This window comes from Actinomycetospora sp. TBRC 11914, assembly GCF_012933465.1.
Classification (GTDB): Bacteria; Actinomycetota; Actinomycetes; order Mycobacteriales; family Pseudonocardiaceae; genus Actinomycetospora.
Window position 1 is genome coordinate 20049 of sequence record NZ_JABBND010000020.1, and the last position, 12754, is coordinate 32802.

Genomic DNA, 12754 nt, shown 5'->3' on the forward strand with positions numbered 1-12754 from the left:
ACCGGATCCGTGCCGGGCCCGAGCCCGCGCCACGACGTCGTCGTCGTGGGGGGCGGCATCGTCGGGCTCGCCGTCGTCACCGCGCTGCTCGACGCGGGCCACACCTCGGTGGCGCTGGTCGAGCGGGAGTCCTCGCTCGCCGCCCACCAGACCGGCCGCAACTCCAACGTCATCCACTCCGGGCTCTACTACGCGCCCGGCTCGCTCAAGGCCCGGCTCGCCGTCACCGGGTGCGCGGAGACCAAGGCGTTCTGCGCGGAGCAGGGGCTGCCCTACGCGGAGTGCGGCAAGGTCGTCGTCGCCACCGACGACTCCGAACGGGGCCGGATGGCCGAGCTCGTCCGGCGGGGCCGCGCGAACGGCGTCGAGGTGCACGAGCTCGACGCCGCCGGCGTGCGCGACCGGGAGCCCGCCGTCTCGGCGGTGGCCGGGCTGTGGGTGCCCTCGACCGGGATCTGCGACTACGAGGCGATCACCCGCCGGCTCGCCGAGCTGGCGGTCGCCCGCGGGGCGACGCTGCACACCGGACGGGCGGTGCGCTCGGCCGTGCGCCGGCGCCGGGACGTCGTCGTGCACACCGACGCCGGTGACCTGCTGGCCGGGCAGGTCGTGGTCTGCGCGGGCCTGCGCTCCGACGAGATCGCCCGCGCCTCGGGCTTCGACCCCGGGGTGCGCACCGTGCCGTTCCGCGGCGAGTACTCCGACCTGCGCGGGCCGAAGGCCGACGCGGTGCGCGGCCTGGTCTACCCGGTGCCCGACCCGGCGTTCCCGTTCCTCGGGGTGCACGCCACCCGCGGCGTCGACGGCTCGGTGCACGTGGGGCCGAATGCGGTGCTCGCGCTGGCCCGCGAGGGCTACGACTGGCGGACGCTGCGGGCGCGCGAGCTCGCCGGGACGCTGACCGATCCGGGGTTCCTGTCGCTCGCGGCCCGGCAGTGGCGCTACGGGCTCGGCGAGATGCACCGGTCGGTGTCGAAGGCGGCGATGGCCCGGGCGGTGTCGAAGATGCTGCCCGGCACGACCGCGGCCGACCTGCACCCGCCGCACGACGTCATGCGCCGCGCCGGGGTGCGCGCCCAGGCGGTGCGTCCCGACGGCTCGCTGGTCGACGACTTCCTGTTCGTGCAGGACGGCTCGACGGCGGCCGCGGCGGCCGACGAGCCGACGGTGCTGCACGTGCTCAACGCGCCCTCGCCGGCGGCGACGGCGGCCCTGCCCATCGGGCGGGAGATCGTCGCGCGGCTCGAGGGCAAGGCTGTGGACACAGCGGTCGCGTCGTGACCTGGCCCGAGGGCTTCCGTTCCGGGTTCGCCTGCTTCGTCGGGCGGCCGAACGTCGGGAAGTCGACGCTGACGAACGCGCTGGTCGGGCAGAAGGTGGCGATCACCTCGTCGCGCCCGCAGACCACCCGGCACGCCATCCGCGGGATCGTGCACCGCGACGACGGGCAGCTCGTGCTCGTCGACACCCCGGGGCTGCACAAGCCGCGGACGCTGCTGGGGGAGCGGCTCAACGACGTGGTGCGCACGACGTGGGCCGAGGTCGACGTCGTCGGGTTCTGCGTGCCGGCCGACCAGGAGATCGGGCCCGGCGACCGGTTCATCGTCTCCGAGCTGCGCAAGGTCGCCGACCGCACGCCGCTGATCGGCATCCTCACCAAGACCGACCTGGTGAGCCGGGACGTGATCGCCGAGCGGCTGATGGCGCTCTCGCAGGTGGCCGAGTTCGCCGAGATCGTGCCGGTGTCGGCGACGAAGGGCGACCAGGTCTCGCTGCTGGCCGACCTGCTGCTCGCCCAGATGCCGCCCGGCCCGCCGCTCTATCCGGAGGGGGAGCTCTCCGACGAGCCGGAGACGACGATGATCGCCGAGTTCGTCCGCGAGGCCGCTCTCGAGGGGGTCCGGGACGAGCTGCCGCACTCGCTCGCCGTCGTCGTCGAGGAGATGACCGAGGGGAAGACGCTGCAGATCCGCGCCGAGATCTTCGTGGAGCGGCAGTCGCAGAAGGCGATCGTCATCGGGCGCGGCGGGTCGCGGCTCAAGGACGTCGGGACGCGGGCCCGCCAGCAGATCGAGGCGATGCTCGGCACGAAGGTCCACCTCGACCTGTTCGTCAAGGTGGCCAAGGACTGGCAGCGGGATCCGCGGCAGTTGCGGCGGTTGGGGTTCTAGGTGGCTGGCGAGTGGACCATCAGGGCTGGGGCGGCAGCCGTGGAGGTCCACTCGGCGCGGCCCTCGGCGGTCGAGTGGACCTCCACGGCTCCGGGGGCAGCCATGGCCGCCCACTCGGCCCCGAACGGCGCTCGCTACCCACCCACCGAGTAGGAGAAGCTCCCGCCCCCGGCGATGATCGCGGTCCAGAACAGGATCCAGCCCAGGCACCCGAGGCCGCCGATCACGAGGGCGGTGATCGCGAGCGGCTTGCCCTGCTCGCCGGTCCGGGCGATCTGCCGGACCGACACCCACCCCAGCACCACCGCGACCAGCGGGAGGAAGAACGCCGTGATCAGCGCGACGATCGACGTGGTGTTCCACCGCGCGGCCGGGAGGTGGCCCGGCGGGCCGTACAGGGGCTGGGCCGGGGGTGGGGTGGGCGACCAGGCGTCGTAGCCGGTGGGTTGCTGCTGCGGAGTGGTCATGGAGGTTCCTCCTCGGCTTGATGTGACGGAGAGTGACGTTAGTCCGCCGACGAATCGGACACGTAGGGCCGGACGGGTGATGCGCCTGGCGTCGGGAAACCGGCCCGACGAAGTGTCAGGATGGACGCGTGAGCTTCTACCGCGACACCGGCGTGGTGCTGCGGTGTCAGAAGCTCGGTGAGGCCGACCGCATCGTCACGCTGCTGACCCACCGCCACGGCAAGGTGCGTGCCACCGCCAAGGGGGTCCGCCGCACCACTTCGCGGTTCGGGGCCCGGCTGGAGCCCTTCGGGCACGTCGACCTGCAGCTGCACACCGGCCGCAGCCTCGACATCGTCACGCAGGTGCAGACGATCGACGCGTTCGGCGGGGACCTCGTCGTCGACTACCCGCGCTACACCGCCGGCTGCGCGCTGCTCGAGACCGCCGACCGGCTCACCCCCGAGGAGGGGGAGCCGGCCCGGGAGCTCTTCCTGCTGCTGGTGGGGGCGCTGCGGGGTCTCGCGGGCGGTCGTCGGGACCCGCACCTGGTGCTCGACGCGTACCTGCTGCGCGCGATGGTCATCGCCGGGTACGCCCCGGCGATCACCGAGTGTGCGCGCTGCGGGACGGAGCCGGAGACGCCCCTCGATGCGCCCGAGGGCACGCACGGGTTCCACCACCGGTTCGCGGTCGCGGCGGGCGGGGCGGTGTGCGACGCGTGCCGTCCGGGCGGCGCCGTCGTGCCGTCGTGGTGGACGTGGCGGCTGCTCGAGGCGCTGCGCGACGGCGACTGGGACGTCGCGGAGGAGAGCCCGCCCGACGCCCGGCGCGACGCCGCGGGCCTCGTCGCCGCCCACCTGCAGTGGCACCTGGAGCGTCGGCTGCGCTCGCTGCCGCTGGTGGACCGCCGCGGGGTGCCGCGGGTGGATCTCGAGGCCGGGATGCCCGACGACCTCCCGCACGAGGGGAACCCTCATGCGGAAAGAGCGACCGGATCGTCCCCTCGCGGCGGTGACGAGCGGGTGCCCGCGGGACGCGAGGGGAACATCCGGTCGCTAGAACCGGCCGAGGGTTCCCCTCGCGCGGAAGAACAGGACGAACGCACCCCCGACGACGCCGGAGCCCTCCCGTGAGCCCCCTCCGTCAGCGTCCCGACCGCACCGGCACCGGCCGCTCCGGCCGCCCGCTGCGCGGCCCCGGCGACCCGACGATCATGCCGCCGACCCCGCACCCGAGCGGCGCCACCGCCCCGCCGATCCCGCCGGACCTCGTCCCGAACCACGTCGCGCTCGTCATGGACGGCAACGGCCGGTGGGCCAACCAGCGGGGCCTGCCGCGGATCGAGGGGCACCGGAAGGGCGAGGGGCAGCTGCTCGACGTCGTCCGCGGCTGCATCGACCTCGGCGTCAAGTGGATCAGCGCGTACGCGTTCTCCACCGAGAACTGGCGGCGCAGTCCCGAGGAGGTCCGCTTCCTGCTCGGGTTCAACCGCGACGTCATCCGCCGCCGCCGCGACGAGATGCACGCGATGGGGGTGCGGGTGCGCTGGTCGGGGCAGCGGCCGCGGCTGTGGCGCAGCGTCATCTCCGAGCTCGAGAAGGCCGAGGAGCTGACGCGCGACAACGACGTCGTCACCCTCACCATGTGCGTCAACTACGGCGGGCGCGCGGAGATCGTGCAGGCCGCCCGCGAGCTCGCGAGGAGGGCCGCCCGCGGCGAGATCGACCCGGACCGCATCGACGAGCGCGCGATCGCCCGCCACCTCGACGAGCCCGACATGCCCGACGTCGACCTGTTCGTGCGCAGCTCCGGGGAGCAGCGCACCTCGAACTTCCTGCTCTGGCAGTCCGCCTACGCCGAGATGGTCTTCCTCGACACGCTCTTCCCGGACTTCGACCGCCGCCACCTCTGGCAGGCCTGCGAGATCTACGCCAGCCGCGACCGCCGCTACGGCGGCGCCGCCGACGCCCCCACCGCGAACGGCGCGACCGACCCCGAGGAGAACCCGTGAGCCGCGAGGCCGCGACCACCGCCACGCTGCTCATCACCGCCCGGGAGGCGCTGGAGAAGTTCGTCGAGGTGCGGGTCGACGACGACGGCGCGCTGTCCTTCCGCCACGGCGACGTGCCGTGCGCGGTGCAGGGGATCGAGCTGGTCGAGGGGCTGGCCGTGCTGTCGCTGACCTGCGTCGTCGCGTGGGACCTCGTCGGCGACGAGATCCCCCGCCAGATCGCCGAGCGGGCCGGGCAGGGGCTCTTCGGCACGCTCGGCGCGATCGCCACCGACGACGGGTGGGACGTGACCCTGCGCTACGCGTTCCCCGCCGAGGGCCTCGCCCCCGACCCGCTCGGGACGCTGCTCATGCTCGTCGTCTCCACCGCCTCGCAGGTCCGCGCGGACCTCGTCGGCACCTCCTGAGGGCGGTCCCGACGACGGGTGCCGGGCCCGTCAGGCCCGGCAGGTCGCGCACACCCCGAGGATCTCCACGGTGTGGTCGATCTGGGCGAAGCCGTGCTCGGCGGCGACCTTCTCCGCCCAGTGCTCGACGGCGGGTCCCTCCACCTCGACGGTGCGCCCGCAGCTGCGGCACACCAGGTGGTGGTGGTGGGTGTCCGAGCAGCGCCGGTAGGACGCCTCGCCCGCGGCGGTGCGCAGCACGTCGATCTCCCCGGCCTCGGCCAGCGCCTGCAGCGTGCGGTACACCGTCGTCAGCCCGATGCCCTCCCCGCGGCGGCGCAGCTCCTCGTGGATGTCCTGGGCCGAGCGGAAGTCGTCGAGCTGGTCGAGCAGGTCGCCGATCGCAGCCCGCTGGCGCGTCGCCCGCTGGCCGGGCACGACGGTGGGACGGGCCCCGTCCGTGCTCACGCGTCCTCCTCGGCGTGCTCGACGGCGTCGACGACGATGTGGGCGAGGTGGTCGTCGACCAGCCGGTAGACGACCTCGCGGCCCCGGCGCTCACCGCGCACCACGCCGGCCGCCTTGAGCACCCGCAGGTGCTGGCTGATCAGTGGCTGGGTGACGCCGAGGGCGTCGACCAGCTCGTGCACGCAGCGCGGGGAGGTGCGCAGCTGGAGCACCACGGCGATCCGCACCGGCGCGGCGAGGGCGCGCAGCAGCTCGCCGGCCGCGGCCAGCGTCTCGGTGGGCGGCGGGGCGGGGGCGTCGGCGGGCAGGTGGGGGGCCTCGTCGGGCGCCTGGATCTGGACGGCGTTCACCGCAGCGCCACCCCGATCGTCACTGCCACGAGCACGGCCAGCACCAGCACGCGGGCGAGGCGCTCGGGCGGCGTGAGCCGCGGCCACGTGGTGGCGAGCAGCACGGCGACCCCGACGGCGAGCAGCGCCAGCAGCAGCGCCCCGATCAGCCCCCCGACGATCGCGCCCACGGCGAACACCGCGACCACGACCAGGAACGCCAGGATCGGCGACACCCCGGCCAGCGGCCCCGATCCGGGCAGCAGCGGGCGCCTCGTGTCGCCCCGGCGCAGCCCTCGGCGGGCACCCTGCCCGCCGCCTCGCGTCGGCACCGTCCTCCACCGCCCTCGTCGTCGTCCCGGCCTGTGTCCTCCAGTGTCCCACCTCCTCCCGATACTGACACCCGGTGTCGATAAGGTCGGTGCCGTGCTGCTGGTGTGCCGGTTCGACGAGGCCGGGGACGACTTCCTCGACCGCGCGCGGCGCGCCGTGGGGCTCCTGGCCGCGCAGCCCGGGTGCGAGCGGGTCGAGTTCGGCAGCGCCGTGGAGGCGCCGGGGGAGTGGGTGCTCGTCGCGGTGTTCGCCTCGCTCACCGCCTACCGCCGCGCGCTGGCGCCCTTCGACGTCCGCGAGCACGTGGTGCCGTTCCTCTCCGCGGCCCGCACCGACGAGGCCGCGACCTTCGAGCGCCGGCTGACCGCCCCGGCGGCCGATGGCGGGGTCGAGGAGCGCCCGAGCATCCTCGGGTGAACCGGTGGATCGAGCGGCCGGCCGAGCCTCGCTACGCTGGGTAGGCCAGACGACCAGCGAGTCCGGCGGGCCGCGCGGCCCGCCGTCGGGAGAACAGAAGTGCCGACCCCCACCGGAAGCGCCCGCATCGAGACCGTGGTGAACCTGTGCAAGCGCCGCGGGTTCGTCTTCCCCTCGGGGGAGATCTACGGCGGTACCCGGTCGGCCTGGGACTACGGTCCCCTCGGCGTCGAGCTCAAGGACAACATCAAGCGCCAGTGGTGGCGGACGATGGTGACCGGTCGCGACGACGTCGTCGGGCTCGACTCGAGCGTCATCCTGCCCAAGCAGGTGTGGGTGGCCTCCGGCCACGTGGACGTGTTCACCGACCCGCTCGTCGAGTGCACGAACTGCCACCGCCGGTTCCGCGCCGACCAGCTCGCCGAGGACTTCTCCGAGCGCACCGGCGGCCCGTCGCTGGAGTCCACCGACTCCGAGGGCCACGTGTCCTACGACCTCTCGACGGTGCCCTGCCCGAACTGCGGAGTCCGCGGCTCCTACACCCCGCCGCGCGAGTTCAACATGATGCTCAAGACCTACCTCGGGCCGGTCGAGTCCGAGGAGGGCCTGCACTACCTGCGCCCGGAGACCGCGCAGGGCATCTTCGTCAACTTCGCGAACGTCATGTCGACGGCGCGGAAGAAGCCGCCGTTCGGCATCGGCCAGATCGGCAAGAGCTTCCGCAACGAGATCACGCCCGGGAACTTCATCTTCCGCACGCGCGAGTTCGAGCAGATGGAGATGGAGTACTTCGTCGAGCCGGGCTCGGACGAGGAGTGGCACCAGTACTGGATCGACGAGCGGACCCGCTGGTACACCGGGCTCGGGATCGCGCGGGACCACCTGCGCCACTACGAGCACCCCAAGGAGAAGCTCTCCCACTACTCGAAGCGCACGGTCGACATCGAGTACCGCTACGAGTTCAACGCCGGGCAGGAGTGGGGTGAGCTCGAGGGCATCGCGAACCGCACCGACTTCGACCTCACGACGCACTCGAACCACAGCGGCGTCGACCTGAGCTACTACGACCAGGCCACCGACTCCCGGTACAAGCCCTACGTCATCGAGCCCGCGGCCGGCGTCGGGCGGCCGATGATGGCGTTCCTGCTCGAGGCCTACACCGAGGACGAGGCGCCGAACGCCAAGGGCGGCGTCGACAAGCGCACCGTCCTCAAGCTCGACCCGCGCCTCGCGCCGGTGAAAGCGGCCGTGCTGCCGCTGTCGCGCAACGCCGACCTCTCGCCGGTGGCGCGCGACGTCGCGGCGAAGCTCCGGCAGCACTGGAACGTCGACTTCGACGACGCCGGGGCCATCGGTCGCCGCTACCGGCGCCAGGACGAGATCGGGACGCCGTACTGCGTCACGATCGACTTCGACTCACTCAACGACCAGGCGGCGACGGTGCGCCACCGGGACGCGATGACCCAGGAGCGTGTGGCGCTCGACCAGCTCGAGGGCTACCTGGCGGCGCGGCTCATCGGCTGTTAGGTGCCTCCGGCTCGTGAGCACTAACTGTCGCTATACCGGCATTTAGTGCTCACGAGCGCGGAGCGCACCGGACAGCCGCGCGAACCCCTCGTCCAGCGACACCCGCGGCTCGTAGCCGAGGTCGCGGCGGGCGGCCGAGATGTCGAACCAGTGCGCCGTGGCGAGCTGGCGGGCGAGGAAGCGGGTCATCGGCGGGTCGCCGACGTCGCCGAGGAACGGGACCCGGTCCAGCACCCGCCACACCGATTCCACCGCCGCGCCGGCCGCGACGGCGACCCCCACCGGCACGGTGCCGCGCACCGGCTCCAGCCCGCCGGCGACGACGATGCCGTTGACGAGCTCGCGGACCGGGCGCGGGTCGCCGGAGGTGATGAAGTACGGCCGTCCGGCGCACGCGGCGCCCGGGGCGAGCCGGTCGGCGGCGTCGAGGTGGGCCCGGGCCGCGTCGTCGACGTAGGTGGTGTCGATGACCGCCGACCCGTCGCCGACGAAGCGCAGCCGCCCCGCCCGGGCCCGCGCCAGGATCCGCGGGACCAGCTGGGTGTCGCCCGGGCCCCACACGAGGTGCGGGCGCAGCGCGACCGTCGCGAGGTCGGGGCCGTTCGCGGCCAGCACCAGCCGCTCGGCCTCGGCCTTCGTCTCCGGGTAGGCCGCGTCGAAGTGCGTCGCGTAGGGCAGCGACTCGTCGCCGCCGGCGATGTCGCCGCCGGTGTGCACGACCGACGGCGTGCTGGTGAACACGAACCGCCGCACGCCCGCCGCGCGGCACGCGTCGAGCAGCACCCGGGTGCCCTCGACGTTGCTGTGCCGGAACTGCGCGACGGTGCCCCGGATGCCGGCCCGGGCGGCGACGTGGAAGACGGTGTCGCACCCGACGAGGGCCTCCCGCACGGCGACCGGGTCGGTGAGGTCCCCGCGCACCGTGGTCACCCCGCGCTCGCGCAGCGCCGGGTAGTCGCCGCGCGCGAGGCTCACGACCGGCTCGCCGCGGGCTAGCAGCGCGTCGACGACGGCACCCCCGACGAAGCCCCCGCCCCCGGTGACCAGCGCCGTCACGCCAGCTCCCGCGCGGCCCACCGGCCGAGTGCCTCGCGGTCGATCTTCGAGTTGTGGCGCGGGTCGACGGGCAGACCGGGGTGGGCGAGGAACACCTCGATCGTCGCCGTGCGCGGGTCGGCCGCCGCGAGCGCCCGCAGCTCCCCGGCCACCTCGGAGTCCAGCCGGTGGCCGGGGAGCATCTCCACGACGACGACGGGGCTGCGCGCCGCCGCCGGCCCCACCCCGACCAGCGCGCAGCGGCGCACCGCCGGGTGGTGGTTGAGCACCTCCTCGCACGGCACGCTGTGCAGCGGGCCGTCCGCGGTGTGCACGACGTGGGTGACGCGGCCGGCGAACCAGAGCCGGCCGTCGTCGTCGCGGGAGGCCAGGTCGCCCGTGCGGTGCGCGAGCCGGCCGTCCCAGCGCACCTTGGCGGCGGCCGTCGCGTCCGGGCGGTCGGCATAGGCGGGGCTCACGACGGGGCCGCGGACCACGACCTCCCCGACCTCGCCGGCGCCCACCAGGCGGTCGGGGGTCAGCGCCGCCACCGGCCCGTCGGCCGGGCGCATCAGCGCGACGTCGACGCCGGGGACCGGGCGCCCCACGCAGATGCCGTCGTCGGGCAGGGCGAGCAGTTCGTCGCTCGCGATCGTCGTCACCGGCAGCGCCTCGGTGGCGCCGTACGGGGTGTGGACCCGGGCGCCCGGGCCCAGCAGCGCGAGTACCCGCCGCTGGGTGTCGCGGGGGACCGGCGCCCCCGCCGAGACGACCTGGCGCAGGGCGGGCAGCGTCGTGCCGGCGGGGGCGCCGCGGCCGAGCCGGTCGAGCACGGCGGGGGAGCCGAACATGACCGTCGCCCCGCTGCGCCGCGCGGCCGTCACCAGCCGCGCGGGCACCACCTTCGCCGGCCGCGTCGGGTCCATCCGCGGCACCACCGTCGTCATCCCGAGCGCCGGCCCGAAGAGCGCGAACGGCGGGAAGGTGGCGAGGCTGACGTCGCCGGGGCCGAGGCCATAGAGGTCGCGGATCAGGCCGGCCTGGGCGAGCAGCCCGTCCTCGTGGTGCTCGACGCCCTTGGGCGGGCCGGTCGACCCGCTGGTGAACAGGATCGCGGCCGGGACCCCGTCGGGGCGGGGGAGCGGTGCCCGCGGCCCGCGTCGGGACCCCTCCCGCTCGACGCGGCGCAGCGACACGGTGCCCGGCACCGGCACCGGGCCGGCGGTCACCGCGACCCGCGCGGACGGGCACCAGCCCAGGGCGCGCCGGGCGAGGTGCGCCGTCGCGATCCCGACGAAGGCCTCCGGCGCCGCCTCGCCCAGGCAGTCCCGCACCCGGCCGAGCCCGATGCCCGGGTCCACGACGACCGGCACCGCCCGCACCCGCACCAGCGCGTAGGCGAGCACGAAGAAGTCGGCGGTCGGGGGCACGAGCAGGGCGACGCGGGTGCCCGGGCCGATGCCGGCGGCGAGCAGTCCCGACGCGGCCGCGGTCACCCGCCGCGCCAGCGCGCCGAAGGAGACCGTGCGCGTCGAGCCGCCGAACCCCGGCAGCACCAGCGCGGCGTCGTCGGGGCGGGCCGCCCCGTGCTCGGCGAGCAGGCCGTCGAGGGTCGTCGTCGGGGTCGCGGTGCTCATCGACCGGCCGCCAGGAACCGCCGCACCCGCGGCACGATCTCGTCCGCGGCGTCCTCGAGGACGTAGTGGCCGGCGCCGGGGTAGCGGTGCACCTCGGCGTGGGGCAGGTAGCCGAGCAGGTGGCGCAGGATCGACGCGTCGAACACCGGGTCCTTCATGCCCCAGTGCACCGCCACCGGCTTCTCCCCGAGCAGCGGGAGCCGCTCGGCGAGGCGCACGAGCACCGGGTGGGCGGGGTCGGCGGGCCCGGTCGGGATGTCCTGGACGAAGGCGTGCACGGCCACGCGGTGCTCGGGACGGTCGTAGGGGGCGAGCAGGCCGCGGCGGGCCTCGGCGCCGAGCCAGGGCCGGCCGGAGCCGAGGACGAGCGCGCCGAGGGAGAAGGCGTTGAACCGGCGGACCGCGACGTCGCCGACGACGGGCAGCCGCGCCGCCTGCAGCGTCCACGGGATCCGCTTGTCGGCGGGCAGCGGGAACGCGGCGGTGTTGAGCACGACGACCCGGTCGACGCGCTCGGGGTGCTCGACGGCCCACGAGAGACCGATCGGGCCGCCCCAGTCGTGCACGACGAGGCAGAGCGGCCCGTCGAGGTCGAGGGCGTCGACGAACTCGGTCAGGTCCGCGACCCGGCGCGCCAGCGTGTGGGGGTACTCGGCGCGGGACGGCTTGTCGGAGCGGCCCATCCCGATGTGGTCCGGCGCGATCACCCGGAAGCCGTCGGCGGGCAGCGTCGTGAGCAGGGAGCGCCAGTAGAACGACCACGTCGGGTTCCCGTGGACGTGCAGGACGGGCGGCCCCGACCCCTCGTCGACGTAGGCCATGGTGTGGCCGCCGACGGTCAGGGTGCGGGAGGCGAGCGCCTCGGTGCTCACCACAGCACCTCCGCGGCCGCAGCGTTGATCCCGCTGCCCACGCCCATGAGCATCACGCGCGAGCCGTCGGTGACGACGCCGTCCTCGACGGCCTTCGACAGCACCGTCGGGACCCCGGCCGGGCCGATGTTGCCGAAGAGCGGGAACTGCGACGGGAACCGGTCGTGGTCGAGGCCGAGCTGGTCGGACACCGCGCGGGTGTGGACCTTGCTGACCTGGTGGAGGCAGTACACGTCGTAGCTTGCGGCGTCCCACCCGAACGCCGCGACGGCCTCCTTCCAGGCGCGCCCGGCGAGCTCCATGCCGGCGGCCAGCAGCCCGGAGCTGTCGGTGCGCATCTCGTCGGCCTGCCCGACGCACAGCGCGGAGTTCCCGACGGTGCTGGCCCGGCCCAGCCCGCCGAGGTAGCGGTGCCCGCCGGGGCCGTCGGCGCGGGAGAGCACCATCGCGACCGCGCCCGACCCGACGGTCAGCGTCGCGAACTGCTCGTGGAACATCGCGCGGGTGGCCTCGTCGCCCGCGAGCCGGGCGAGGGTGGATTCCATCGCGAATCGGCTCGTCTCCCCGGCGACGACGAGTCCGTGGTCGATCTCGCCGCGCTCGATCATCGTCGAGACGAGGTTCATCCCGTTGAGGAATCCGAGGCAGGCGTTGCCCAGATCGAAGTTCACGGCTTCCGGCGGCAATTCCATGCGACCGTGCACGATGCTCGCGGTGGACGGCTCGAGGTGGTCGCGGCTCACGGAGGTGTTGATGAGCGCGCCGATCTCGTGGCGCGGGACGCCGCTGCGGGCGAGGGCGTCCTCCCCGGCCCGCGCGGCCACCTCGCTCGGCATGGTGCCCTCGTCCCACACCCGGCGCTCGGCGATGCCCGACAGCTTCTCGAGCAGGCCGGGCGTGATCCGCAGGCGCCCCAGGGTCCCGGCGATCCGGTCCTCGAGCTCGCGGGAGGTGACCCGGTGCGGCGCGTCGACGTGCGCCAGTCCGGTGATCACCACGTCGTCGTACCGCTGTGCCGCCCTCATGGCCGAAAGAATGCGGGTCGCGCGCAGTTCCCACCAGTTCGTCGTGCGGTACCGCGGGATCTCCGAACGCATTGTTCGTGCTACCGGAGATCAT

The 12754-nt window shown here is 74.4% G+C and carries 15 protein-coding genes; 7 read left to right on the top strand and 8 right to left on the bottom strand.

Translation table 11 applies throughout. The annotated features are described in order from the left end of the window. The first annotated feature begins 9 nt into the window (after window positions 1-9). Window positions 10-1281, top strand: a complete 1272-nt coding sequence (lhgO, locus tag HH311_RS24895; protein WP_169186411.1) for an L-2-hydroxyglutarate oxidase — start codon at window positions 10-12, stop codon at window positions 1279-1281. After that, window positions 1278-2171: a GTPase Era gene (gene era / locus HH311_RS24900; protein ID WP_169186412.1), complete on the top strand. Its 894-nt coding sequence runs from the start codon at window positions 1278-1280 to the stop codon at window positions 2169-2171. Before lhgO ends, era begins: the two co-directional genes overlap by 4 nt. 134 nt (window positions 2172-2305) lie before the next feature. Here the strand turns inward: era and HH311_RS24905 are convergent, their stop codons facing one another. After that, window positions 2306-2638 (bottom strand): DUF4190 domain-containing protein, encoded by a 333-nt coding sequence (locus tag HH311_RS24905; RefSeq protein WP_169186413.1) that lies wholly within the window; start codon window positions 2636-2638, stop codon window positions 2306-2308. 128 nt (window positions 2639-2766) lie between these two features. Between HH311_RS24905 and recO the strand changes: the two genes are divergently transcribed. The 3 genes from recO to HH311_RS24920 all read left to right on the top strand — a co-directional run bounded on the left by recO (window position 2767) and on the right by HH311_RS24920 (window position 5038). After that, complete coding sequence (gene recO, locus HH311_RS24910) at window positions 2767-3753, top strand: DNA repair protein RecO (RefSeq protein ID WP_312030383.1); 987 nt, start codon at window positions 2767-2769, stop codon at window positions 3751-3753. Between the two features lie 80 nt (window positions 3754-3833). Next, on the top strand, window positions 3834-4631 hold the full coding sequence (locus HH311_RS24915; protein ID WP_211190785.1) for an isoprenyl transferase: 798 nt from the start codon (window positions 3834-3836) through the stop codon (window positions 4629-4631). Next, window positions 4628-5038: a hypothetical protein gene (locus HH311_RS24920; protein WP_169186414.1), complete on the top strand. Its 411-nt coding sequence runs from the start codon at window positions 4628-4630 to the stop codon at window positions 5036-5038. Before HH311_RS24915 ends, HH311_RS24920 begins: the two co-directional genes overlap by 4 nt. Before the next feature lie 30 nt (window positions 5039-5068). Here the strand turns inward: HH311_RS24920 and HH311_RS24925 are convergent, their stop codons facing one another. Genes HH311_RS24925 through HH311_RS24935 form a run of 3 tightly spaced genes read right to left on the bottom strand, consistent with a single transcriptional unit; the run spans window position 5069 to window position 6146 of the window. Beyond that, a complete protein-coding gene (locus tag HH311_RS24925; RefSeq protein WP_312030384.1) occupies window positions 5069-5485 on the bottom strand; it encodes a Fur family transcriptional regulator in 417 nt (138 codons plus the stop codon). Then, window positions 5482-5835: a metalloregulator ArsR/SmtB family transcription factor gene (locus HH311_RS24930; protein WP_169186415.1), complete on the bottom strand. Its 354-nt coding sequence runs from the start codon at window positions 5833-5835 to the stop codon at window positions 5482-5484. The genes HH311_RS24925 and HH311_RS24930 overlap by 4 nt, the downstream gene beginning before the upstream one ends. Beyond that, window positions 5832-6146: a DUF6703 family protein gene (locus HH311_RS24935; protein ID WP_312030385.1), complete on the bottom strand. Its 315-nt coding sequence runs from the start codon at window positions 6144-6146 to the stop codon at window positions 5832-5834. The genes HH311_RS24930 and HH311_RS24935 overlap by 4 nt, the downstream gene beginning before the upstream one ends. 94 nt (window positions 6147-6240) lie before the next feature. Here HH311_RS24935 and HH311_RS24940 point away from each other — a divergent pair, with 94 nt between their 5' ends. Then, window positions 6241-6564 (top strand): antibiotic biosynthesis monooxygenase family protein, encoded by a 324-nt coding sequence (locus tag HH311_RS24940; RefSeq protein ID WP_169186416.1) that lies wholly within the window; start codon window positions 6241-6243, stop codon window positions 6562-6564. A 99-nt stretch (window positions 6565-6663) separates the two neighbouring features. Beyond that, complete coding sequence (locus tag HH311_RS24945; RefSeq protein WP_169186417.1) at window positions 6664-8091, top strand: glycine--tRNA ligase; 1428 nt, start codon at window positions 6664-6666, stop codon at window positions 8089-8091. 42 nt (window positions 8092-8133) lie between these two features. On the opposite strand, the gene HH311_RS24950 is transcribed toward HH311_RS24945, so the two are convergent. Genes HH311_RS24950 through HH311_RS24965 form a run of 4 tightly spaced genes read right to left on the bottom strand, consistent with a single transcriptional unit; the run spans window position 8134 to window position 12660 of the window. Beyond that, complete coding sequence (locus HH311_RS24950; protein WP_169186418.1) at window positions 8134-9147, bottom strand: NAD-dependent epimerase/dehydratase family protein; 1014 nt, start codon at window positions 9145-9147, stop codon at window positions 8134-8136. After that, on the bottom strand, window positions 9144-10763 hold the full coding sequence (locus HH311_RS24955) for a fatty acid CoA ligase family protein (protein WP_169186419.1): 1620 nt from the start codon (window positions 10761-10763) through the stop codon (window positions 9144-9146). The genes HH311_RS24950 and HH311_RS24955 overlap by 4 nt, the downstream gene beginning before the upstream one ends. Then, window positions 10760-11635 (bottom strand): alpha/beta fold hydrolase, encoded by an 876-nt coding sequence (locus tag HH311_RS24960; RefSeq protein WP_169186420.1) that lies wholly within the window; start codon window positions 11633-11635, stop codon window positions 10760-10762. Before HH311_RS24960 ends, HH311_RS24955 begins: the two co-directional genes overlap by 4 nt. Further along, complete coding sequence (locus tag HH311_RS24965; RefSeq protein WP_169186421.1) at window positions 11632-12660, bottom strand: 3-oxoacyl-ACP synthase III; 1029 nt, start codon at window positions 12658-12660, stop codon at window positions 11632-11634. The genes HH311_RS24960 and HH311_RS24965 overlap by 4 nt, the downstream gene beginning before the upstream one ends. Window positions 12661-12754: the final 94 nt, after the last annotated feature.